Genomic DNA, 24,417 nt, shown 5'->3' on the forward strand with positions numbered 1-24,417 from the left:
CAATGCAGAAGCATACAAAGGAAGGACAATTGAATAATGCAGGTTTTTCCCTTGTGGAGCTTTTGATCGCAATAGTAGTTCTGGCAATCATCGTGGTGCCGCTATTGCATAGCTTTGTCACCAGTGCCAGAACGAATGCCAAATCCCGCAGCACCATGCATGCCACAGCGATCGCGGAAGATGTGATGGAAATGTTTGAAGCACATTCGCTGGAGGAAATGGCAGAAATCTATGAGGGGGAAACACCGGAAGGGTTTACCAACACGGTAAACAGAGATGTGAATGGCGACGGAACCGGCATATGGAAATATACCGTGAGGGATGACAGTACCACGTCATCAACGTATGATGTGGTGATCACCATGGATCCTACGCGTACGGAATATGATATGTTCAACGATAAGGATATTGTGGAGCTGGAGAATCTGTCGGGAGAAAGAAATGCTGTCTATTCTGAAGCGGAGGATTCTGCTACAGATGCCTATTTGTATTATAAAACGGGTACGGATAAAGATATTCCGACGATTGCCAGATATACGACCAAGACAATTCAGATCAATATCATGACAGGGAAGATCAGCCTGGATCTTGGACTAGGCGAGATAACCGAGGCAGATACGTATCTGGTGACAGCATCTACGGTATATCATTGCAATACCGGCATTGTGGATCTGGGTGGAAAATCCGGAGATTATCCGCAGAACGGACAGGATTATGTGATTTTTTCCAATGAGAATTCATTGCGGGAACAGGCAGACCGGATCCGTGCGAAGAAGGCGGACGGGACATATACGACAGAAGACAAGATACAGAATGGACTGGCGAATATCATTGTATGTCTGCAGCCTCGCGTGGAATGTGCCCAAAGCGTTATCCCGGCAGAACCGGTAGACCGTGTTATTGTAAATAATCCGGGGAATGTGCCGGTGAATGTGTTCCTGGCAATTCAGGAACCGTCCGATGAATGGGTCAATAGTTTCGGGAGCAGGACTTATTATGATACGTTGCTGATGTCTTATAAAGCTTCGTTTGAACTGCGGGAAACATATCCTGCCTGGAATCCGGCAGATGGCGACAAATTAGGAGGATCTGATTTCCGTTCTGCATGCAGATTACGGACAAATCTGATCACAAACGGAAATACCGTATATACTTTCCGGAATCTGAGTATGACCGGAACGAATAACAAGGTGGATGGAAATACTGCCAAAAGTATTATGGATGTAGATAGTCTGACACCAAAGGAGAAGAAGAACCGCATATATGATATGCGGGTTGAGGTATATGCAGAGGGAGACAGTAGTACCGGAAGACCGATTGTAACCATGACAGGTACTGCGATCGAGTAAGAGGACGTTAGATTAGGAACCGGAAGGAAGTAGAACCATGGAAATACGTGGCAGAAGAAAAACAGATAATAAAGGCTCGGCTTTGGTCGTTGTGATCATAGCTATGGCCTTTATTGGCATTTTAGCCAGTGTTTTGATGTATATGTCGCTGTTGAACTATCAGATGAAGGTCAACAATCTGAAGGCAAAGGACAATTTTTATTCTGCTGAGACTGTATTGGATGAGATACGATCTTATATGGGAACACAGATTTCGGAATCAGTGGGAAATGCGTACGAAAATGTATTACAGAATTACAGCAGTACCAGTGCAGAGGAAAAGACAAGCAAGCTGCGTTATTATTTTCTGACGGATATGCAGTCAAAATATATGCTGGCCGGATCTACGGACACAAATTATTATGATCTGACGAAATTTTTCGGAACAGATTGTCTGACTCCTGAGGTACGCAGCCGTACCGTATTGGAGACGACCTCACTGGACGATCTGTCGGATGAAAGTGGCTGGCGGAGAATCTATCTGGACGAGAGTGGCACGGTAAAAGTGACGGACCGCAACGGACTGGAAATAACCGCTGCAGAAAATCCCAAAGGTAGAATGAAACTGTATAAGGATGGTCTGGGAATCTGTGCTCTGCGGGTGACATATACCGATGATAGCGGTTATGTCTCTGTTATTCAGACGGATCTGCGGATCAAAGTGCCTGAGATTGATTTCTCCCAGGCAGTGACAGTACCTTCCATTACAGGAATCTCCATGATCGCGCAGGATTCCATCCAGGCATTACCTACAGATCCGAATCTGCCAAGCCAGAATGAGATCGGCGGAAGCTTTTATGCAGATCGTTTCATCGTAGGCAGTACCAAAGAGGGCGAAGGCAGTAATGTTACTGTAGATTTGAAGGAACCGACTGGCAAGGAGAATCCGGACAAGCGCATGATCGCTGCGTCAGAACTGTATCTGGGGCGGGGAGCAACCCTGAATGCCGATCAGTATGGCGAACTGTGGGCGGGATCGATCACCATGCATGGTGGTAGTCCGATCAAGGCCGGTAGTAAAGGAACGATTCGTTTTAACGGAAATGGTGTATATGTAGCGAATGATCTGATCATGAGCGGTGCAGATAATGTTTTTTCCGCGGGAGCGTTATTGAATGAAGAATATACCGGGGAATATGTGGGATTCGGAGATGGCAGTGATGGTGACAGCAGCGCGATCATTGTCAACGGTACCAATACTGAGATTTATCTGAATCAGCTGCGTAACCTGACGCTGGCAGGAAATTCTTACATATCCCTGAAAACGGGCGGAGGTACCTCCGGGGCAGCTACGAATACCGCAGGAGAGAATGTCAGTGACATTATGATGGGACAGTCTATTGCCGTGAAGAGCGATCAGTTGGCTTATCTGGTACCCGCAGAGTGCATTGGCAGAAGTACTTCCGGTGGGTCTGTACTGTCACAGAAGAGCAATCCTATCACTTTAGAAGAGTACAATGATAAAATCTGGGATGTTAATAATAACAGGCTTCGTGATGATGTAATCGATGTGGCACTGGATGTACCCTGTGAGGCGTTAAAAGGAAATACACTGGCTTCCTACGGAATCACATCCGGAAATATAGAGAAGTATTTTAAACGGTTGAACAGTAAGATCACATTGGTTTATTATTATGTAAATTTTGACGCGGGTTCTGACAGCTCCAGAAGTAATGCTAATCGTTATTTCCGGGATTATTACAGTATGAATCAGAGTACCATGGAAGCCTATACCGGCATTTATACAAAGGCGATCAAACTGCGTGAGGAAGGCTCCGGAGCGTATATCATGCATCTGGCAGGCAATGTGGTCATGTATGATGATGCGAAGACCACCGGCAGCCGCGAAAATGTGCGTCAGGATTCGCTGACAGCAGATGCTTCCAACAGTGGATATCAGGCGATCCTGAAAGCGGATCAGAATAAATTCAAGGCACTGACTAAGAAAATGTTGGATGTATATGAGAAAGTGACACAGGCTGAGAGAGCGGACAGTGCCAATGCATACACGAACCTGGTGGATCACAGCACATTGCTAACCTTTGGCGGCGTATTACACGGTGGCAGTTCGGATATAGATGCTTCCAAATATTTCGAGGGCTCTGTGGACCCGAAATGTAAGGCAGTGATCGTAGATGGGGATTATACCTATTCCGCAACGGAATATGCGAAATTTACCAAGGGACTGATTTTGGTCAGCGGTGATGTGACTGTGGAGAAGGATTTTCAGGGAATCATTATCGCCGGCGGCAATATCCGTCTGGGGCAGAATGTAAAGGTGAATGCAGATAAAAATGCGGTGTTACAGGCACTGACCTATTCCAAAGAGATTACCGCAGCCGGCGGCAATACGGTGGAATATCATGTGGTGGATTTTCTGAAAGGCGGCGAAGGCTACCTGCAGCCGGATCATCAGACCTATGCAAATACAGAAATCAATCTGGGAGACCTGATCGTATATGAGAATTGGCAGAAACAATAAAAACAGCGGTTTTTCCCTGGTGGAGCTGATCATTGTCATTGCTATTATGGCAATCGTGGTGACAGTGGCGGGATTATCCGTGGGTACACTGACCGGCCGAAGGGTAAGAAAGTGTGCGGATGAGATCGTATCTACGATAGAGAGAGCCAGGGTGCTGACGCTGGGAAAAGAACAGAATAATGTGGAATGTGTGATTTCCTATGACAGTACAGATAAGGAATATCATGCAATGGTATATCAGGTGATAAACGGAACCCTGACTCAGGTTTCTGACCGTGTGGTGGGCAGAGATCCCATTCAGGTTCAGGTGTATTTCGATGATGATGACACGCATGCTTACTCCCTGACGGAATTAAAGGGAACCTTGCCCTATGCTTCTTCAACACAAGGACTGCATCTGGTGTTTAACCGTGCATCGGGAGCTTTCGAAGCGGGAACCTGTGAGGCGGGAGGAGCCAAGAAGAACTTCTGTAAGCGGATAGTAGTCAGCAACGGAACGAGAAGGATAGAAATTACAACAGTGGGAAGAACCGGTAAGATTGTGACAAAATAAGCGGATTTGTGTAAGGAGGTTGACCATGAAGAACATACGAAAGAAAATGGAAAACAAGGGATTTACGCTGGTAGAGATCATCGTGTGTCTGGCGATCATGACCATTGTGGCAGGATCGGTAGGCGCGTTTATCGTGGCCGGCAATAATTCGTATCTGCGTGGCAACAAGGAACTGACATTACAGGAAGAAGCGCAGCTGGCAGCCAATCAGATGATCGATCTGATCATTGATGTGGAGAAGGATATCAAGTTCACAAAAACTACCGGAACTGCAGTGGATCTGGATGGTAATCCGGCGAAGGATGATGCCGGCAATGAGGTGCAGGCACGGGTCAATGAACTCCTCCTGGTTAACAATGATAATGCATATATGATCCGCTGGCAGGGGAGCAGTAATACCGGAACAGAGTATGAAAATGCTAATCAGATATATCTCTATGAAGCAGCGACAGAAGCAGATCTCGCAACAGCGGCACCTGCTTTGATGGCCGAGCACGTCAGCTCTTTTCAGGTGAATTTAAGTGAGGCCAGATCTAAGAGAAAAGTTATGCTGAACATGCTGTTTGCGTATCAGGATAAAACATATCAGATTTCCGAAACAATTAAGCTGAGAAATGCACTGCCGGAGGATACCGCGGAGCATATCTGGCTGGAGTCAATGACGGTCATTCCCACCAATCCTACGGTGGAGCAGGGAGCTACCAAACGATTCGACTATGAGTTGAAAGGCGAACCGGAAGCAGTTGCATTGGCTAAGAAACAGGGGGTAAGCTGGAGCCTGAGCCGTGTAGATGGTACAGCCTGTGATAAGAGCTCTATCAATAATAAGGGTACGGTATCCGTTGGTGCAGAAGAAACTATTGGAAATGATATTTTAAGGGTCACCTGTGTGCTGAATGCAGATCCTACCTTCACAGCAACTACCACCATCAATGTCAAGCAGGTGGAGATCAAGTCACTGACACTGTCACCGGAATATGTAGAGCTATTAAGAGGAGAGACGCAACAGTATACCTATACATTAGTCGGTTCTCCGGCGGCAGAGGCTTTAGGCGTGACCTGGAGTAATGTGGAAAGAGTGGATGGATATGCGAAATCCTCCGGCACCAGTATCGATCCGGTTACCGGACTTTTGACTATCGCAGCGGACGAGCGGGCAGGCGTCAGAGCCTTAAAAGTCACCTGCACTGCCAATGCAGACAATAGTTGGAAAGCCTATGGATATGTAACGGTGACTAAAGCCAGGGGACTGTATGACGCAACGCTGATCCGTGATGCGTTGAAGACATATACCTATAATGATCCGGTTACCGGAAAAGAAAAAGTAGGATGGTGTGCAGATCTGGAATGCCTGACCGGTGCAGTAAAAGCCAAGGGCTCGGATGGAAATACATATCCGATCATAACCTGGGAAGTGGCAGGAAATCCTGATGGATATACCTTTGAGGAAACAGCAAAAAATCCGTCTATTTATAGACAATGCTTAAAGTGTTCCTATAATACAGGAAAGACGATCCGGGTTATTGCAACTGTGCAGTTATCACCCACTGATTTCATATATCCGGATGTTGATATCGTCATTCCGGAATTGAATGTGGAAGATGCTACGAAGGATCCGTATATTGACAGCTCGCAGTTCGTGTTGAATCGAAATGGAAAAATAGATGTTACATTAAAGAACTATATAACCAAGGATCATCCTGAAAGAAAGGCAGAGGACGTAACCTGGAAGATTGTCAATGATGTAGAGGTGGGATTGGCTGTGGCAAATCCTACACTGGATAACAAGGGTGCAGACAAGGGGATGGATCGAAGGGTCGGATTCGCAAATGCGGCAGGCAGTCTTGGAGATTATGAAGATACAATGATCCCGGAAAGTGTTTTGGGATATTCTGCACCTGCATATACCCGTAATCTGTATGCAACGACGACAGGAATCAATGCCTCAATGTATGCAAAGTGGTATATTGATTTCGGAAAATACGAATTAAAGCTTCAAGCGTGGGATAAGAACGGATTGATCGCGGAAACATATGTTTTGATTCCGGCTTGTGAATTCTATTTTTCAGATGGTAACAGATCCTACGATATCAGTCAGGGGTCTAACGCGAGTTACTATAATGTTTACTATGTAAGTATCTATGGATATGATCATGGAAGAGGTGCATTTGGGCACGCTGAAAAACCGGTTCCCCTGGTGGCTGTTATTTTCGCAGATAAAAAACTGGGAGATGGAACAACATTTGGAAATGCCCAAAATGTTGTTACAAATGCCGATGGAACTGAGAGACGAATGGCGGTACATGAACCGGGATATTTGAATGGAAAAGAGACTTATGTAGTACCGGTGATCATAGATCAGAAAGAACAGAACGAAGAATTATATCTGAAATTTGTTGACAGCCGTTCCGGTCAGACGATGGGCAATCGTGTCACTACGATATTCTGGAGAGGAAAGAATGAAACACAAAAATAGTTATGTAAAAAAGTGCATAGCAGGAGTTCTCACCATAGCTTTGGCAGCCGGAGTCTGCCAGAGCTATGGCTCTATAGAAGCCAGTGCACAGGAGATGACACTGCCGGGGATTCAGCAGCTGGTACAGGAGAAACAGACGCAGGGTGATACATTTCATATTCTGGAAATTGTTGCGGATAAAAGCAATGCATCCATCGGTTATCTGATCGGTGGAGAAGAACCGGTAAGCGAGGGGAGAAAATTATCTGAATTGCCGGCGGCATCGGAACGTAATAAGACCATGCAGGAGCTGCAGAGCCAGGTGGGAACTGAGAATTTCAAGGATCTGATCGGAAATGGTCCTGTCAGCCGGCTGGATCCCTATCAGGAAGGAAGTGGCTCCCGGACAGAAGATATTCGGGGCAGTTTTGTCGCCCGCGGCACGCAGGGAAGATATAATTATGTGACCGGCGGCTCCGCTTATAGAATGCTGCAGGATACTGAAGACCCTCAGGGACAGACCCGTTATGACCGGAAGAGTACAGTGGAGGCTACAAATGGTACGAATGCAGTAATGCAGGGAGTAATCCCTACGTTTACTAAATGGACTTCGGCCACGATGGTCATGCGTGTGGAGAATGGCACGGAAGTAACAGAGGCGTATGCAGCTGACCGCTACAGTCTGCAATATTATAACGGCGAAAACGGTAGTATGAATATTACCAACCCGGCTGAATTTGTACCTCGCAATTATATTGGGCGTGCGGTGTATGCAGAACAAGTAAGCGGTAGTATCACAAGCTATAGGTATTTGGGAACGATTGTACAGGGGGATCCGTCTTCCGCATCCGTAGAGAACTCTGAAAATGCTTCCGGCGTTACCAGATCATTATCTGATAATGACCCGGCAGCGGCAACGGCCTCAGGCAATGATCCCGGCATTACTACACAGAGTGGCACTTCAGCCAATTTGTATGTCTATAACCGTTCAACAGCATCATCTGTTTTATGGGCGAAAAAAGTAGGGGAGACCTATACCTTTGAACAGATTACAGATGGAAAATTTTTGTATTTTGATAAGGATGCGAATGGTGAGTATTATGTTTCTAAGGTGAGTTGTGTGTCCGATGCGGATTTCCGCCTTAGTGATGTCTATACAGAGAATGCCGCCGGCCGGTATGTAAAAGTAGGAAACGGTACGACAACGGTAAAGGTTCAGGGGATTGATGCGGATTTTATCGCACAGGATACCTATGACTTTATCGGTGATAACAGTAAGAATGTTTTTGAAACGGTGACTTACAGTGGTGGCTTTTATAATAAGGAATGGTTTAAGAAGGAAGTTTTAAATCTGTCCGGAAGCAGCCGCTATGAGAAGGATACCGATTACAGTGGAGAAGTCAATGATTTTAATATCGAAGTGACGACTTTGACCCTGGCACAGCTGGCAGAGCTGACTGCCACAGATTCACAGGCATATTATGGAATTAATTTGGATGATGTGGATCTGATCTATCTCTCCGGCAGGGGAAGTTATGCAGCGGAATCTGTGAATATGACTTCTGCAGCAACCGCTCTGACGAAGATGATATTCGGTATTAAGGATACTACCGGTGAGCGGAATAATGCAGACAGAGTACCGGTAGTCATGGATTACGGATTTTACAGCCAAAATAAAACGCTGGCTGAGGAACCGAATAATAATCAGAATAATAAGATACTGACACAGATGGCACTGACGATCTTGAAGGTTTCCGATGACAGTATTGCCAAAGAAGTTGCTTCTCAGGGAGATGCTTACTGGAACAACGGGCAGACGGCAGCTTCGCTTAGCCTGGGCGATTCCGTGAAAGAGGCTTTATATGATAATGTTTACCTGAATGATGACAGTGCAACGCCTTATGTTGCCTCTGACTTCCTGACTGACTGTAAAGGGAATGCGGCGAAAGCAGCAACCTTCGGAGCAGTATTAAAAGAGATTCAGTACGAGAATTTCCTGGCTAAGAAAAACAACAACAATGCAGCACAGATGGTTGAAGAGATCAGTAAGGCATCTATTACCAGATATATTCTGAACTGGTATATGCACAGAACCACTGTTAAGTCGGAACTGAATGTGTTGGATCTGCAGCCGAGCTATGATTTTGACAAAAAAGGAAAGGTTCTTACAGAGGATCAGGTCAAGACATTTATGGGAATGCCGGATTACACGTCGGGCAACATCCATATTACGCATACGACTTCTGCGGAATTTATTGGTAAAATAGAGGATCTCAATGAAAAATATGATCTGATCTATATGGGTGATTATATCGGCGGGATGAACACGGAGACAAAAAATGGCAAGACCACCACGAAATTCAATGATACCGCGATGAATGAACTGGGACTGATCTATTATCATGTGGGGGATGAATATTCCTATAGCAAAGAAGCCGACGATGATAAGGCCAGATTGCGGGATGATTCCCTGAATCACAGTGATAATATATACAGAGGGCCCGGAAATGATATTAATTCCACCAGATATGAAGAATTCAAGCAGTATATTGATGCCGGTTATCCTGTGATTCTGGCAGATCAGTACGTAACGACAAGCGGTGGATATTATGTCGCCGATACTAAAAAATTAGATATAAATTCCTATTTTTATAAGCTGGTACAGTATGCCCTGAGTACGACAGATCAGGGACAGTATAAATTCTGGCAGAAAAATGTGTTTACGCAGAGTCAACTGACCGGGGAAGTGTCCGGACTGGGTACGGAGTTGAAAGACAGACAAAGTGCTTTCTGCAATTATCTGAATCTGTCCAAGCTTACCATGACGTGGGTAGAAGGACTGGAAGCTTCTGCCTATCCGGTAGCATTAAATTATGGGAAGGATGGACAGAACACCGCATATCTGAAATCAGAAAGTGGAGATTATGTACTGCGTTATGTATTTACATTGCAGAATGACTCTGCCTTATCGCTGACAGGTACGACCTATGACTGTAAACTGTTCGTGGATCGAAATGCGGACGGCAGATTTTCCGGATCGGATTATGTACCAGGCAAGATTACCAATACTTCGGAAGAATTGACGGGTCTGAAAGTATATGTAAGGAATGGATCCGAATGGGAACGTCTGGAACAGGTACAGGACGCTTCGGGGAACTATGGATATGCTCTGCAGACTGGAAAAGTGTATAAGCTGGAACGTACACTTCCCGGTGATTATGTAGGTGTGATTCCATGGAAACTGGTGTTTTATGATAATTCGGACAAGTTGGTAAGAACTGCAAAGTCCGGATATACCGCTGTTCCGATTGGTACGAAGAAAATCAAGATCCTGCAGATTGTGTCAGAGGATGATAATGAGTGGAATCTTGGACAGGAATTGAAGGACGAGAGCGGACTGTTCTATGAGTATACCAAAGACCTGGACGGATGGGAAATTGAGGTAGATTCAAGGACGGTATCCCAGATCATGCAGGAGCTGATAGAAGCGGATAATCCGGTGAACAACTGGGAAAAAGGATGGAAATATCAACTAAATCAAAGTCCTAATAATGGTGACAAATATAAACTTTGTAACAATTGGTATCAGGGTGCTTCCTCTTATATGGAAAAGTATAATATGCTGATTTTGGGATTTGCAGATAATTATCAGTTTGGAAAAACAATATCGGCAGATGAGGCGAAGAAGTGGGAAACGAATGAGTATGGAGGCGCGGATATTGCGGCAAATATTGCATTTGCACGTGCAGTCAGAGACTATATTGAATCCGGAAAAAGTGTTCTTTTTACCCATGATGCCAGCTCCTATGTGAACAGCATCTCCGCAATAGGCAAAGATTGGTCCTGGGGATATGAATTCAACAAGACCATCCGTGCAGCGGTCGGACTGGACCGATATGGTGCGTTGAAGGAATATTATTCCAGAATGGCAAACAGCTCCAATGTATCAGCTGAGGAAAAACAGCGGTATCTGGATTATCTGAAGACACTGGAAAACTATGATTATGATGAAATCAAACAGCCGGGTGGAAATACCGAATTGGGGCAGAAAGAAGGACTGACCAGATATACGGCAGTGCGCTTCCTTCGTAAGCAATTAAAGGCTCTTAGCAGCAATAGTAGTACGTCATTCTGCTTCCCAATTCGAAATGACTTGTTACGGGATGCCTGGTATGGTAACAGTAAAGCAAAGAAGAAAAGTAAAAACGCTTTGTTTGGAGAATATACCAATGGAGATACCGAGAACGATAAGAATAACAATAATAAGGATTTGGCCAATTGCATGACGGCATCTTTGGTGAACGAAGGACAAATCACGCAGTATCCGTATCAGATTGGAAAGACATTGTCCATAAGCAATACCCATTATCAATGGCTACAGCCCAATATGGAGCTGGACCGCGATAATGATGGTAAGTGCGATATCGTGGTATGGTATTGTCTCGGGGCAGTAGAAGGAACTACAAAAGATATTTACAATATTCTGCCGAACGACGTTGTGAACAACTACTATATTTACAACATGGGTAATGTAACTTATTCCGGTGCAGGCCATTCTAAGCCGAAGAGTGCAGCGGAGGCAAAGCTGTTCATCAACACTATGGTAGCTGCTTACAATGCGGGAATCTCGGTACCGTCCGTATCTTTCCAGGATGCTCAGGGGAATAAGATAACTTCTACCTATATGATTTATGACCCGGTAAATAAAATGATCTTAAAAACAGAGAATCAGGGTGACAGGTTAAGTGTCAGATTCCGCGCTGAGGATAATAATGTACTGACGGGAGATCCGCAGGTCTGCGTGGAATTCTATAAATCCGCAGAGGACGGCGATACCGGAGTTGTGGAGATAAACGGACAGAAGATGGTACCGCTGAAAGCCATCACGGTAAAGGACAGCGCCGGCAATAGCCTGACGGCTTCCGATGGGCACTATGTTGTGAATAACAGTAGTATGTATGTTCTGGAATATCCATTATCTGAGGTAGGGTTATTTGACGATGCTTCCATGGCATTGAAGACAGATGCCGGTGCGGAGACCATTTACGCATACGTCTATACGTTGTACGATAATGGCAGAAAGACAACGGCCGGTTCCACTGCCGGTCTGAGTGTCAGTGCACAGGAATTATTCGATTTGAACTGATGAAAGATTCAGAAAATAGTAGTAAGTAATATTGCACAAAGAGAAGAGCTGTGGAAAATATCCAATTTCCGCAGCTCTGTTTTTGTATAGTTTATTACCTGTAATTTTCTTGCAGAATCGATATGCATGTGCTATAGTAGTCACATCTTAAGAAAGTCTGAATAGGCAATATTCTAAAAAACTTAGACGTGTAAGGGCAGTCGATGGCGTATCGCCGCAAATTCACTTTTTGATATTTTGTACAGTGAGGAGTATATAACGAAAGTTGACATTGCCCTATATAATAGGGTAAAACAAAGGAGGAAAATGACAAGAACTTTTATACAAACAGATGAATTTTCATTTCGATGGGATGCTTTGGGGTTTAATGATGATGACTTGAGAAGACTGGAATTTGATATTATGATGAAGCATGATAAATATCCCGTGATACAAGGAACCGGTGGACTAAGGAAGGCACGCTTTGCATTTGAACATCGGGGTAAAAGCGGAGGTGTCTGGGTATGTTATGTTTATTTTGTAGTCAAGGAGACTATTTATCTGATTACGGTATATTCTAAAAATCAAAAAGATAATTTGTCAAAAGAAGAGAAAAATGAAATCAGAAAGCTGATTGATGTCCTGGAGAAAAGCATATAGGAGTAAAAAAATGAAAAGTGTATATGAAAGTATTATGACCGGGTTGCAGGAAGCTGTGGATGATGCCCAGGCGGCGAACAAAAAATTGAGCAGACGTACAGTAACCATTCTGCCGGTAAAAGAGTATCAGGCAGATCAGGTTAAAAAGATCAGAAATTCGGTAGGCATGTCCCAAAGCTCTTTTGCTGGGTATCTGGGAGTTACGAAAAAGACAGTAGAGGCTTGGGAAGCGGGAACCAACCATCCATCCGGAGCAGCCAGCAGAATACTGAGCATGATGGAAATGGATAGAGAATTGGTAGAAAAATATCCGTTTGTAAGGGCGGAAGCGTAGGTTGTATAAAAACGAAATCCGTGACTATGATGATACCGGAGATGTATTAAAAGAAATGGGAATCAAAGAGGAGGATGAGATCAGCATGTGTGAATTGTTTGACCAGTATACGAGACGAGGAATTTCAGAAAAGGAAGCAGAAGAACAGATGAAGCTTTATTGGTAAAAAGATATTGACTTTTATTTCTCACTATGCTAAAAATATACTATACCTACCGGAGCAGTAGGAATATAAAATATAGTATTATACATAGGCATAGGAGGAGAAAAAGATGGCATTTGCAGCAGAGACCATTTGTGTCCAGGGAAGTAATGAGAGAAGGGATCCGTTTGGGGCCATCAGTATGCCGATTTATCAGAATGCGGCGTATGCGCATCCGGGATTGGGTAAGAGCACAGGATATGATTATTCCCGTTGCGGTAACCCTACAAGAGATGAAGTGCAGAAGACGGTTGCCCTGTTGGAACAGGGAACGGAAGCTTTGGCATTTTCTACCGGTATGGCAGCGATCACCGCATTGATGGAGATTTTTTCTCCCGGGGATCATCTGATTGCTACGGATGATCTGTATGGCGGTACATTAAGACTTTGGAACACGATCAGCCATAAGAATGGAATATCGGTAGATTGTGTGGATACTTCAAATGTGGAGAATGTGAAGGCGGCGATACGTCCGGAGACGAAGGCGATTTATCTCGAGACACCTTCCAACCCTATGATGAAGGTCGCAGATGTTCAGGCAATCGCAGAATTGGCACACGCGCATGGTTGTATTCTGATTGTTGATAATACCTTTTTATCCCCGTATTTTCAGAAGCCGCTTACGTTAGGTGCGGATATTGTAGTGCACAGCGGTACGAAATACCTGGAAGGACATAACGATACATTATCCGGATTCCTGGTAGTAAGGGATGACGCCTTGTATCAGCAGCTGAACAATATTTATAAGACGACAGGAGCCTGTCTGTCTGCGTTTGATAGTTGGCTATTGCTTCGAGGAATCAAGACTCTGGCTGTACGTATGGAACAGCATCAGAAAAATGCTCTTGCGATCGCACACTGGCTGGAACAGAGACCGGAAGTGGAAAAGGTATATTATATCGGTCTGGATTCGAGACCGGATAAGGCGCTGATTGACAGACAGTGCAGCGGATACGGCGGAATGATCTCATTCCGGTTGAATTCCCCGGAGAAAGCTGTTAAAATCTTGGAGAGTGTTAAGCTGATCCGCTTTGCGGAGAGTCTGGGCGGCGTGGAAAGCCTTCTGACCTATCCAATGAAGCAGACACATGCAGATGTACCGGTTGAGGTACGTGAAGCATTGGGAGTGGATGAGAAGCTTCTGAGAATGTCAGTGGGAATTGAGAACATCGACGATCTGCTGGCAGATTTAGAGCAGGCATTTGCTTAGTGTGGGTGTAACCTGGTATACATAGTAGTTCAGCCAGCTCTGTGGAGAGCTTCACAGAGGGCTAGCAACGATGCGACGTGTCAGGGCGTGCAGAAGGTCTGGAAGAATGCATGCGACCGATAAAATTTAATCTGCAGCCTGGAGCCACAGGCAGAAAGTTTGTAGGTTGACGAAAGGTAAGTGAATTCGTATGACTAGATACAATTTTGATAAGATTACGAACCGGAAGGGAACGAATTGTCTGAAATATGATTTTGCGGTGGAGAGAGGAAAGCCGGCAGATGTGCTGCCCTTGTGGGTGGCGGATATGGATTTCCCGGTATCCGAAGAGATCACGAAGAGTCTTCATGCTGCGGTAGAACATGGAATCTACGGCTATACCCAGCCAAAGGATGCTTACTACAATGCTGTGATGAACTGGATGGAGAGGAATCATAATTGGAAGACGGAGCGGGAATGGATCGTGAAGACTCCGGGTGTGGTATTTGCTCTCGGCGCAGCGGTTAAGGCATTTACTGATCCGGGAGATGCTATACTGATTCAGAATCCGGTGTATTATCCGTTTACTAATATTATCCGTGACAATGACCGGAGAGTAGTTGACAATACATTGATCTATGAGAAAACGGCCGGGCAGAGTGGAGATAACGGATACCGGATTGATTTTGAAGATTTTGAGCGGAAGCTTGAGCAGGAACATATAAAACTGTTTATTCTGTGCAACCCTCACAACCCGGTGGGCAGAGTGTGGACGGCAGAGGAATTGCAACAACTGGGAGAAATCTGCCTGCGGCATCATGTGATCGTGGTAAGTGACGAGATACACAATGATTTTGTCTATCCCGGATATGAGCATACGGTGTTTGCCACCGTGGATCCTTGTTTTGCGGAGTTTACCGTAACCTGTACGGCGCCCAGCAAGACCTTTAACCTGGCGGGACTTCAGATATCCAATATTTTTATCCCCAATGAAAAGCTTCGTAAAGCATTTCAGACAGAGATTGACAAGACCGGTTATGATGAACCTAATGCATTGGGAATCGTGGCGTGTGAAGCAGCCTATCGTGCAGGAGAAGACTGGCTGGATCAGTTAAGAGCTTATTTGCTTAAGAATCTGAATTTCTTACGGAATTTTTTACAGGAGAAGATTCCACAGATTCATCTGGTGGAGCCGGAAGGTACCTATCTGGTATGGCTGGACTGCAGTGAGTTGGGAATCACCGGTAAGGAGCTGGATCAGTTCATCGTGGACAAAGCAGGACTTTGGCTGGACGGAGGATCCATGTTCGGACCCAGCGGAGCCGCTTTTCAGCGCGTGAACATCGCCTGCCCCCAAGCTACGCTGGAGCTTGCCTTGAATAAGTTAAAAGCAGCGGTAGATAATTTAGAATGATATCTGCTGACAGATTCGCCAGACTGTTCCGGAGCAGCATAATATTGCCGGAAATATGGTATATTTTTACATTCTTGTCCATATACTGTAACATATCAGGCCATTCATGATAGATTATGATAGTTCCTATGGAACATGTGATCCCTGATGAATGGCCATGCTTTTTCGGATCACGCGGCAGGAAACATGATCCACGGATCCATAGGATTGCCATTAGGAAAGGAGCACACAGTATATGCCAAGAGGACAGAGAAAATCCCTGGAGGAAAAGATCCAGGCAAAACAGGAGTTGATCAATGCATTAAATATCCGCATGGAATCAGAACAACGTGAGTTAGAAGAATTGTTTGAACAGAAGAAGCGTAAAGAACTGGAAGCGGTGAGTGACATCATCGAGGATGCCGGCCTGGCACCGGAGGAAGTCACGGAAGTCTTACAACAGTATATTGAGAGCCGTAGGGCAAATGCATCATGATCTCTTATTGTGTTTTATCGGAAGGACCGGACGAACCGGTCCTTTTTAGCTGTATAGAAAATGATAGAATTGATTACCTTTAATTAAGAAATAGAGTCAATGTCAAGAGAATATTTATGTAGGGAATTATTGATTTAGAGGAAATATTGTGTAATGATCTGCTGCACCTGATCTGTGGAAATGGGACATTTACTGGTCTCATAAGTGATGATCAGCTGCATGGATGGGAAGATTCCGTTATAGCAGTAGGTTTTCAGCTTGTTGCAGGCAGTATCACAATAAGGCGCATTATCCATCATACCGAAATGCTCCCAGTAGAAGATTTTATTCGTAACCGGATGTAAAATCGTAAAATCCGGATAAGCCGTGAATTCTTTTAACGGCAGCGCCGCTTCATAGCGATAAGGGATTTGATTGGTATAGAGCAGATTCGATATGATAACTTCAGATTTTGAGCGGACTTTATGCCCGGCCAGTGTGGTATGGATCAGATTTTCCGGATGAGAAGGATTGGTTTCATAGCTCTCCGCACACCATTTTTGCGCAGACACCGGAAGCTTGTCCTTCGCAAAATAGCCTTGCAGCAATGGGTAATAGGGAGAAGACTCTGCCAACAGGTCAGAGGATGTCAGAGGCTTGGAACGATTGACTGCTGAATTCTTTTTTTCATGGGATTTTATATAAAAATTGAGCAGGGAGAGTTCTTCTTCGGCTTCAAACAGTAGAAGAGAGTAATATTTCTTTAAAGCCATAACTTCCGCGAGAGAACGATTTGACTTTGAGCAATATACAGACTGCTCCTTATTTTTAATAACCCAGCGGTGGTAAGAACCATTTTTTTGAATAGATAATTCTCCTTCCGGAAAAGTAGAAAGCTTGTGACGCAGGTAGTCACATTGTGCCTGCAATTTGTTAAGGTGGGCGTCTAAATTTTGGATCATGCAATCCCTCCTTTCGAAATGTTTTGGTGTAAATAGGGGGAAATAGCGGAAAAAAATACAAAAACAATGGATTTTCAAGTGAAAAAAGGGGGAATTGTATCAGATTTAATAAAAAAGGCAAATTTGATACAAAAAAAGAAGAAATATAAGAAATTTTGTACTAAAACAGCCCCAAAACAGCTTATAGCGAAAATGACCAACAGGAAACTGCACATATGTATTGTGCCGTAGATGTCACTACATACAGGCGGAGATCACGATGTCACAGGCGCTGCGCACGGGTAATTAGTGTTATGATTCGTGCGGCATGAAACCATGCAGAAAATTAGGACGGCGGCTGCTTAATATTAAAACACATTATAGCATGATATACGGAAGCTTGAAAAGAGATTTGTTAAGAAAAAATAATTGGTGAAAAATAATTGGGATATTAAAAACACCCGCAGCAGGGATTCTGCGAATCCCCTGCCGCGGGTGTAGCCACCGCCACATATCAAAAATAGTTTCTTTATTCCGCACCCTCGCCCTTTTTCAGATTCTTCTGGGCGGTGGAGAGCATGAGCTTGATTCGGTTAAGCTGGTTGACTTCGCTGGCACCGGGATCGTAGTCGATGGCCACGATGTTGGAGGAAGGATAAGCCTTCCGCAGGGCCTTGATAACGCCCTTACCTACGACGTGGTTCGGCAGGCAGCCGAAGGGCTGGGTACATACGATGTTCGGTACGCCTTCCTTGATCAGCTCCACCATCTCACCGGTTAAGAACCATCCCTCACCGGTCTGGTTGCCGATGGATACGATGGGCTCCGCATAGGAGACGATCTTGTAGATGCTGGTGGGTGCATCGAAATGCTTACTTTCTTCAAAGGCCTTCACGGCAGAGCCGCGCAGGATATGCTCGATGGCCCAGATGCCCAGTGCGGAAATCTTCGCAGTCTTTTTGCTGGTGCCTAAGTGCTCTGCTTTGTAGATCTGGTTGTAGAAGCAGTACAGCATGAAGTCCAGCAGGTCGGGAACCACAGCTTCCGCACCCTCGCTCTCTAACAGCTCCACCAGATGATTGTTGCCGGCAGGAGAGAACTTCACCAGGATCTCGCCAACGACGCCGACGCGGGGTTTCTTGATATCAAGTACCGGTATCGCATCGAAATCCCGGATGATCTCGGTACACATCCTGCGGAACTTGCCTATGCTGATATGCTTTGCGGATACGAAATCCTGTACTTTCTTAAGCCATTCTCTATGTAAGGCATCCACGGAACCCGGAGTTGCCTCATAAGGGCGCATCCGGTACACACAGCGCATGAAAATATCACCGAACTCAGCACCTACCGCGGCACGTAACATCAGATCCGCATTCAGGTGGAAACCGGGATTGCTCTCGATACCCGCCAGATTCAGGGAGATAACGGGAATCTGTTCCATGTCAGCCTTCTTCAGAGCACGACGGATGAATCCGATATAGTTCGTCGCACGGCATCCGCCACCGGTCTGGCTCATGATAATGGCGGTCTTGTTCAGATCATACTTACCGGACAACAGTGCTTCCATGATCTGACCGACTACCAGCAGAGAAGGATAGCAGGCATCGTTGTTAACGTATTTCAGACCCACATCCACGGAGTGTTTGTTGTCGTTGTCCAATACGACGAAATTGTAACCGCAGGCATTGAACGCAGGCTGTAAAATCTCAAAGTGGATCGGAGACATCTGCGGACAGATGATGGTGTAGTCCTTACGCATCTCCTCAGTAAACTGTACCTTTTCGATGGCGGAAGAACGGATGGTGCGGTGCTTGCCCAGCTTCTCACGGACACGGATCGCGGACAACAGGGAACGGATACGGATACGGGCCGCACCCAGGTTGTTGACTTCATCGATCTTTAAACAGGTGTAGATTTTATCGGATCCGGAGAGGATATCGTTCACCTGATCGGTGGTGACGGCATCCAGACCGCAGCCGAAGGAATTTAACTGGATCAGATCCAGATTCTCCACCGTCTTTACATAGCTTGCGGCAGCGTAAAGTCTGGAATGGTACATCCACTGGTCGGATACGATTAAAGGACGCTCCGGTTTTGCCAGATGGGAGATGGAATCCTCGGTCAGCACTGCCATATCGTAGGAGGTGATCAGCTCGGGAATACCGTGGTTGATCTCCGGGTCCACATGATAAGGACGGCCAGCCAACACGATACCGCGCTTGCCGGTCTGACGTAAGTATTCCAGCGTTTCTTCGCCCTTTTTCTCCATATCGTGACGGGCATTCGCCAGCTCCTGCCAGCCCTTTTCGCAGGCTGCGGCAATCTCAGCAGCGGGAATTTCGGTGAATTCCTTCGTCAGTGCATCCGTCACCGTTCCCAGATCTCTGAAGGACATGAACGGATTGCGGAAGGTGATCTCACCGCCGGCGATCTCCTCCACGTTATTCTTGATATTCTCGGAATAAGAAGTAACGATGGGGCAGTTGTAATGGTTGTTCGCATCTTCGAACTCATTGCGCTCATAGAACAGCGCAGGATAGAAGATGAACTTAATACCCTGTCGGATCAGCCAGGTCACATGACCGTGCGCCAGCTTTGCCGGATAACACTCGGATTCACTGGGGATGGACTCAATACCGAGCTCGTAGATCTTACGATTGGAGCTGGGAGAGAGCACCACGCGGTAGCCCAGTTCGGTGAAAAATGTGAACCAGAACGGATAGTCCTCGTACATGTTCAGCACTCTGGGGATACCTACCACACCTCTGGGAGCCTTGTCGGCATCCAGGGATTCATAGGAGAATAATCTATGTAATTTATATTCGTATAAGTTCGGTACATTATGGGCATTCTTCTGACCACCGATACCGCGTTCGCAACGATTGCCGGAGATGAACTGACGGCCGCCGGAGAATTTGTTGATGGTCAGACGACAGTTGTTGGTACAACCCTTACATTTTGCCATACTGGTCTCGAACTGCAGGTCGCAGATCTTCTGATAGTCCAGCATGGTGGTCACATAACCGTCCTCGTAATGCTCTCTGGCGATCAGCGCTGCACCGAAAGCACCCATGATACCGGCGATGTCGGGACGGATGGCCTGGCAGCCTGCAATTTTTTCAAAGCTGCGTAGAACGGCATCGTTGTAGAAGGTACCGCCCTGTACCACGATATTTTTACCAAGCTCAGAAGCATCAGAGACTTTGATCACCTTAAATAAAGCATTCTTGATAACGGAGTAAGCAAGGCCTGCGGAGATATCCGCTACGGAAGCACCTTCCTTCTGTGCCTGTTTTACCTTGGAGTTCATGAATACGGTACAACGGGTACCCAGGTCGATGGGATGCTCTGCGAACAGGGCAGCCTGAGCAAAATCCTGCACGGTGTAGTTCAGGGATTTCGCAAAGGTCTCGATAAAGGAACCACAGCCGGAGGAACAAGCCTCATTTAACTGTACGCTGTCTACGGTCTGATTCTTGATCTTGATGCACTTCATGTCCTGACCGCCGATGTCTAAGATACAGTCGACGCTGGGATCGAAAAATGCTGCGGCATAGTAATGTGCCACGGTCTCTACTTCGCCGTCATCTAACAGGAAAGCGGCCTTCATCAGCGCTTCGCCGTAACCGGTGGAACAGGAGCGCACGATCTCCACACCCTCGGGCAGGAGAGAGTAGATCTCCTTCAGGGAACGGATCGCAGTCTTTAATGGACTTCCGTCATTGCCGGAGTAGAAGGAATATAACAGGGATCCGTCCTCGCCCACCAGTGCGATCTTCGTGGTGGTGGAACCGGCATCGATACCCAGGAATGCCTTGCCCTGATAGGACTGCAGATCACCGGTGGTTACATGATGCTTACTGTGACGCTCCACGAACTCTTTGTAAGCCGCCTGATCAGCAAACAGGGGCTCCATACGTTCCACTTCAAATTCCATCTTGATATCGGAGGACAGCTTTTTTACCATATCGGACAGGCTGATGCAGACATCTTCCTTTGCATTCAATGCGGAGCCAATGGCTGCGAACAGATGAGAGTTGTCCACATCGATGATGTGCTCGTCATCCAGATTTAAAGTACGGATGAAAGCAGTCTTTAACTCAGACAGGAAATGTAACGGTCCGCCTAAAAATGCTACATGACCGCGGATCGGCTTACCGCATGCCAGACCGGAGATGGTCTGGTTCACCACAGCCTGGAAAATAGAAGCAGACAGGTCTTCCTTGGTAGCACCTTCGTTGATCAGCGGCTGGATATCAGTCTTGGCAAATACACCACAGCGGGCTGCAATGGTGTAGAGAGATTTATAATTTTTCGCATATTCGTTTAAGCCCGAAGCGTCCGTCTGGAGAAGACTCGCCATCTGGTCGATAAAGGAACCGGTACCGCCGGCGCAGATGCCGTTCATACGCTGTTCCACATTACCGCCTTCGAAATAGATGATCTTCGCATCCTCACCGCCTAATTCAATGGCTACGTCGGTCTTGGGAGCCAGCACCTGCAGGGAGGTAGCCACGGCTACCACCTCCTGCGTAAAAGGAACGCCCAAGTGATTGGCTAAAGTCAGTCCGCCGGAGCCGGTGATCATGGGGTGCAGCTGCAATTCTCCCAGCTGATCATAGGCTTTCTTAAGGAGACCGGACAGAGTCTCCCGGATATTGGCGAAATGACGCTCATAATCAGAAAATAAAATATTGTGGTTTTCATCTAAAATCGCAATCTTGACAGTGGTAGAACCGATATCTATGCCGAGTGTTGCGTATTTTTCCTGTGAATTCATGTGATACATCCTTCCTGATAAAATGCTGTAACTATTCAGAAGGTCAATGATGAGTTACAGAATTACTTCTTAATATATGCGACTTTTCTTTCACAAAACTTTTTTCATTATACGACAAAAAATAACATAATGCAACGAACAAAGATAAAACGCTGTCGTTAAAATTGTGTAAAGAAAAAATTAAATAAATAGTAATTCTATAAACTTTTGAACGTGCGGTTTACTTATTGTCCTGTGGATGTTACAATCTCGATAGAGAAAAAACGAATGGGTAATTATTATCGATACAATATAGAATATAGAAATGGAGAAGCGACTTTATGAGCAAATTTGAGAAAAAATTCGGCAAATATGCCATTCCAAACCTCACACTCGTACTGATTATGTGCTATGTGGCGGGATATATCATCCAACTGATGGGAGCTGCAGGCGGTACGAATCTGCTGGGCTTTTTGACACTGGATCCTTACCGGATCCTGCACGGACAGATCTGGAGACTGGTGACCTGGGTGATCGTGCCACCTGACAGCCTGGACATTTTTACGATCATTATGTTGTTTTTCTATTACAGTCTGGGGTCTACACTGGAACGCACCTGGGGAACTTACCGTTATAATGTGTATATTTTCTCAGGCATGCTGTTCACCATTATCGGAAGCTTTCTGTGCATGGGATTTGCTTACCTGATCACCGGAGGTATGGCTGCGGAGACCGCCTCGGTGATATTTTATAACGGTTCTTATGCATTCAGTACCTATTACATCAACCTGTCGATTTTCCTTGCCTTTGCAGCAACCTATCCGGATATGCAGGTGCTGCTGATGTTCGTGATTCCCGTAAAAGTAAAATGGATGGGAATCCTGGATGCTGTTTTGATGGTTTACTATGTAATTATGGGCAGTCTGTTTACGAAATTTGCAATTGTGGCATCCTTACTGAATTTTGTGCTATACTTTTATCGTCTGCACAAAAGCCGCATCTCGCCGAAACAGATGCACCGTAAGGCTCAATTTGAGAGAAAAACAAACGAAGGCAGAGCTAAAGCTACGAGACATAAATGTGCGATCTGCGGCAGGACGGAAGAGGACGATCCGAGCCTGGAGTTCCGTTTCTGTTCTAAATGCAACGGCAACTACGAATATTGCCAGTATCATCTGTTTACTCACGAACACGTGAAGTGATGTACACTTTCGAGAGTACGAAGCACGGAGAAAGTGTATTATTATAAAGGAGAATTTTTATATGAACAAAGAAATATTATTTGCTCAGACCCTGGAGCAGGTCCGCAAGACCGCCAAGGAGCAGGGGAACTGCATCAGCGAAGAACAGGTAAAGGATGCCTTCGCGGAACTTGACTTAAGCGGTGAACAATTGCAGATGGTATTTGACTATCTGTTGAAACATAAAATAGGTATCGGACAGCCCATGGATCCCGACGAATTCCTGACGGATGAGGAAAAGGATTATTTACAGGAATATCTGGACGAGGTGGCGGAGCTACCCACCTACACTGATGGGGAGAAGCTGGCATTTGCTATGTCTGCCATGGCAGGTGAGGCGGATGCGCAGCAGCGCCTGATCGAGATTCATCTGGCAGATGTGGCGGAGATTGCGAAGCTTTACGCCGGACAGGGCGTTCTGCTGGAGGATCTGGTAGGTGAAGGTAATCTGGCACTGTCTTTTGGTGTTACTATGCTGGGCAGTCTGGAGAAACCACAGGAAGTGGAAGGAATGCTGGGTAAGATGATCATGGATGCCATGGAAGAATATATTGCCGAGCATGCGGAGAATTCCAAGATCGACAAGCGGGTGGAAGACAAAGTCAACAAGGTGGCGGACAAAGCCAGAGAACTGGCGGAGGAATTGCAACGCAAGGTGACCATAGAGGAACTGATGGAGGAGACCGGCATGTCCCGCAAAATGATCGAGGATGCGGTGCGGATGAGCGGTTTCAAGATTGAGGATATCGACAACAATGCAAAAGACAGTTTATGAGAACTATAAATACAGCCTGCAGGACACGGCAAAGGTTTACATAGGTGCAAAATATACTTTTGCAGAGCTTTTGGAGCAGGATGATGTGGCGTTTAAATTCCGCCTGATCGTGGAACGCTATATTTTAGCGGAAAAGGAAGTGGATCCCGAGGATACGCTGGAAACCCATCTGTATTATTTGAAGCCGGACAGCTTTCTGGTCAAGATCTACGACCGGATCAAGGCAAGAGTGAAGATCAATATCATCGAGGAGAAAAAAGGGATCTTCGGCAGAGGGAAGAAACGGTATGTGACGAAGGAACTGAACATCCGGGAACTGACCGCCATGACCCCGGAAGAAAAAGAGGCAAAGGGCGTCGTGATCCAGGAAATCTCCATGAGCAAGCTGGCACTGGCAGGCTTCTGATAGATTAAGCTCCCAACAGAAAACTACGTGGCTGCC

At 45.8% G+C, this 24,417-nt stretch carries 16 protein-coding genes; 14 read left to right on the forward strand and 2 right to left on the reverse strand.

What is annotated here, in order from left to right:
* Positions 1-2 precede the first annotated feature (2 nt).
* The 11 genes from FYJ59_RS02855 to FYJ59_RS02905 all read left to right on the forward strand — a co-directional run bounded on the left by FYJ59_RS02855 (position 3) and on the right by FYJ59_RS02905 (position 16,277).
* Complete coding sequence (locus tag FYJ59_RS02855) at positions 3-1,349, forward strand: prepilin-type N-terminal cleavage/methylation domain-containing protein (protein WP_154495175.1); 1,347 nt, start codon at positions 3-5, stop codon at positions 1,347-1,349.
* A 37-nt stretch (positions 1,350-1,386) separates the two neighbouring features.
* Positions 1,387-3,870, forward strand: coding sequence for a hypothetical protein (locus FYJ59_RS02860; protein WP_154495176.1), 2,484 nt, complete (start codon positions 1,387-1,389; stop codon positions 3,868-3,870).
* Complete coding sequence (locus FYJ59_RS02865; RefSeq protein WP_154495177.1) at positions 3,848-4,423, forward strand: prepilin-type N-terminal cleavage/methylation domain-containing protein; 576 nt, start codon at positions 3,848-3,850, stop codon at positions 4,421-4,423. Before FYJ59_RS02860 ends, FYJ59_RS02865 begins: the two co-directional genes overlap by 23 nt.
* Before the next feature lie 25 nt (positions 4,424-4,448).
* Positions 4,449-6,899, forward strand: a complete 2,451-nt coding sequence (locus FYJ59_RS02870; protein WP_154495178.1) for a PulJ/GspJ family protein — start codon at positions 4,449-4,451, stop codon at positions 6,897-6,899.
* Complete coding sequence (locus FYJ59_RS02875; protein ID WP_154495179.1) at positions 6,883-12,024, forward strand: DUF5057 domain-containing protein; 5,142 nt, start codon at positions 6,883-6,885, stop codon at positions 12,022-12,024. Before FYJ59_RS02870 ends, FYJ59_RS02875 begins: the two co-directional genes overlap by 17 nt.
* Before the next feature lie 306 nt (positions 12,025-12,330).
* Positions 12,331-12,663 carry a type II toxin-antitoxin system RelE/ParE family toxin gene (locus FYJ59_RS02880; RefSeq protein ID WP_154495180.1) on the forward strand — a complete coding sequence of 111 codons (333 nt, stop codon included), beginning with the start codon at positions 12,331-12,333 and terminating at the stop codon, positions 12,661-12,663.
* 10 nt (positions 12,664-12,673) lie between these two features.
* On the forward strand, positions 12,674-12,997 hold the full coding sequence (locus FYJ59_RS02885) for a helix-turn-helix domain-containing protein (RefSeq protein ID WP_154495181.1): 324 nt from the start codon (positions 12,674-12,676) through the stop codon (positions 12,995-12,997).
* A gap of 1 nt (position 12,998) precedes the next feature.
* Positions 12,999-13,163: a hypothetical protein gene (locus FYJ59_RS02890; protein ID WP_154495182.1), complete on the forward strand. Its 165-nt coding sequence runs from the start codon at positions 12,999-13,001 to the stop codon at positions 13,161-13,163.
* 106 nt (positions 13,164-13,269) lie between these two features.
* Positions 13,270-14,409, forward strand: coding sequence for a trans-sulfuration enzyme family protein (locus tag FYJ59_RS02895; RefSeq protein ID WP_154495183.1), 1,140 nt, complete (start codon positions 13,270-13,272; stop codon positions 14,407-14,409).
* A 190-nt stretch (positions 14,410-14,599) separates the two neighbouring features.
* On the forward strand, positions 14,600-15,802 hold the full coding sequence (locus FYJ59_RS02900; protein ID WP_154495184.1) for a MalY/PatB family protein: 1,203 nt from the start codon (positions 14,600-14,602) through the stop codon (positions 15,800-15,802).
* 235 nt (positions 15,803-16,037) lie between these two features.
* Positions 16,038-16,277, forward strand: a complete 240-nt coding sequence (locus FYJ59_RS02905; RefSeq protein ID WP_022154880.1) for a hypothetical protein — start codon at positions 16,038-16,040, stop codon at positions 16,275-16,277.
* A gap of 134 nt (positions 16,278-16,411) precedes the next feature.
* On the opposite strand, the gene FYJ59_RS02910 is transcribed toward FYJ59_RS02905, so the two are convergent.
* Both FYJ59_RS02910 and FYJ59_RS02915 read right to left on the reverse strand, forming a co-directional pair.
* Positions 16,412-17,218, reverse strand: coding sequence for a hypothetical protein (locus FYJ59_RS02910; protein WP_154495185.1), 807 nt, complete (start codon positions 17,216-17,218; stop codon positions 16,412-16,414).
* Positions 17,219-17,726: 508 nt separating this feature from the next.
* Positions 17,727-21,980, reverse strand: coding sequence for a 2-hydroxyacyl-CoA dehydratase (locus tag FYJ59_RS02915; protein ID WP_154495186.1), 4,254 nt, complete (start codon positions 21,978-21,980; stop codon positions 17,727-17,729).
* 320 nt (positions 21,981-22,300) lie between these two features.
* Here FYJ59_RS02915 and FYJ59_RS02920 point away from each other — a divergent pair, with 320 nt between their 5' ends.
* The 3 genes from FYJ59_RS02920 to FYJ59_RS02930 all read left to right on the forward strand — a co-directional run bounded on the left by FYJ59_RS02920 (position 22,301) and on the right by FYJ59_RS02930 (position 24,381).
* On the forward strand, positions 22,301-23,161 hold the full coding sequence (locus tag FYJ59_RS02920; RefSeq protein ID WP_154495187.1) for a hypothetical protein: 861 nt from the start codon (positions 22,301-22,303) through the stop codon (positions 23,159-23,161).
* A gap of 61 nt (positions 23,162-23,222) precedes the next feature.
* Positions 23,223-23,975, forward strand: a complete 753-nt coding sequence (locus FYJ59_RS02925) for an RNA polymerase sigma factor RpoD (protein ID WP_154495188.1) — start codon at positions 23,223-23,225, stop codon at positions 23,973-23,975.
* Positions 23,956-24,381: a hypothetical protein gene (locus FYJ59_RS02930; RefSeq protein WP_022153515.1), complete on the forward strand. Its 426-nt coding sequence runs from the start codon at positions 23,956-23,958 to the stop codon at positions 24,379-24,381. The genes FYJ59_RS02925 and FYJ59_RS02930 overlap by 20 nt, the downstream gene beginning before the upstream one ends.
* Positions 24,382-24,417 lie beyond the last annotated feature (36 nt).

The organism is Waltera intestinalis (genome assembly GCF_009695995.1).
Lineage (GTDB): Bacteria > Bacillota > Clostridia > Lachnospirales > Lachnospiraceae > Acetatifactor > Acetatifactor intestinalis.

What these genes read in the sequence shown, in the direction of transcription:
- FYJ59_RS02930 (WP_022153515.1), top strand. Translation starts at nt 23,956, where the DNA reads ATGCAAAAGACAGTTTATGAGAACTATAAATACAGCCTGCAGGACACG.
- FYJ59_RS02885 (WP_154495181.1), top strand. Translation starts at nt 12,674, where the DNA reads ATGAAAAGTGTATATGAAAGTATTATGACCGGGTTGCAGGAAGCTGTG.
- FYJ59_RS02875 (WP_154495179.1), top strand. Translation starts at nt 6,883, where the DNA reads ATGAAACACAAAAATAGTTATGTAAAAAAGTGCATAGCAGGAGTTCTC.
- FYJ59_RS02865 (WP_154495177.1), top strand. Translation starts at nt 3,848, where the DNA reads ATGAGAATTGGCAGAAACAATAAAAACAGCGGTTTTTCCCTGGTGGAG.
- FYJ59_RS02895 (WP_154495183.1), top strand. Translation starts at nt 13,270, where the DNA reads ATGGCATTTGCAGCAGAGACCATTTGTGTCCAGGGAAGTAATGAGAGA.
- FYJ59_RS02855 (WP_154495175.1), top strand. Translation starts at nt 3, where the DNA reads ATGCAGAAGCATACAAAGGAAGGACAATTGAATAATGCAGGTTTTTCC.
- FYJ59_RS02925 (WP_154495188.1), top strand. Translation starts at nt 23,223, where the DNA reads ATGAACAAAGAAATATTATTTGCTCAGACCCTGGAGCAGGTCCGCAAG.
- FYJ59_RS02915 (WP_154495186.1), bottom strand. Translation starts at nt 21,980, where the DNA reads ATGAATTCACAGGAAAAATACGCAACACTCGGCATAGATATCGGTTCT.
- FYJ59_RS02880 (WP_154495180.1), top strand. Translation starts at nt 12,331, where the DNA reads ATGACAAGAACTTTTATACAAACAGATGAATTTTCATTTCGATGGGAT.
- FYJ59_RS02870 (WP_154495178.1), top strand. Translation starts at nt 4,449, where the DNA reads ATGAAGAACATACGAAAGAAAATGGAAAACAAGGGATTTACGCTGGTA.
- FYJ59_RS02905 (WP_022154880.1), top strand. Translation starts at nt 16,038, where the DNA reads ATGCCAAGAGGACAGAGAAAATCCCTGGAGGAAAAGATCCAGGCAAAA.
- FYJ59_RS02860 (WP_154495176.1), top strand. Translation starts at nt 1,387, where the DNA reads ATGGAAATACGTGGCAGAAGAAAAACAGATAATAAAGGCTCGGCTTTG.
- FYJ59_RS02900 (WP_154495184.1), top strand. Translation starts at nt 14,600, where the DNA reads ATGACTAGATACAATTTTGATAAGATTACGAACCGGAAGGGAACGAAT.
- FYJ59_RS02910 (WP_154495185.1), bottom strand. Translation starts at nt 17,218, where the DNA reads ATGATCCAAAATTTAGACGCCCACCTTAACAAATTGCAGGCACAATGT.
- FYJ59_RS02920 (WP_154495187.1), top strand. Translation starts at nt 22,301, where the DNA reads ATGAGCAAATTTGAGAAAAAATTCGGCAAATATGCCATTCCAAACCTC.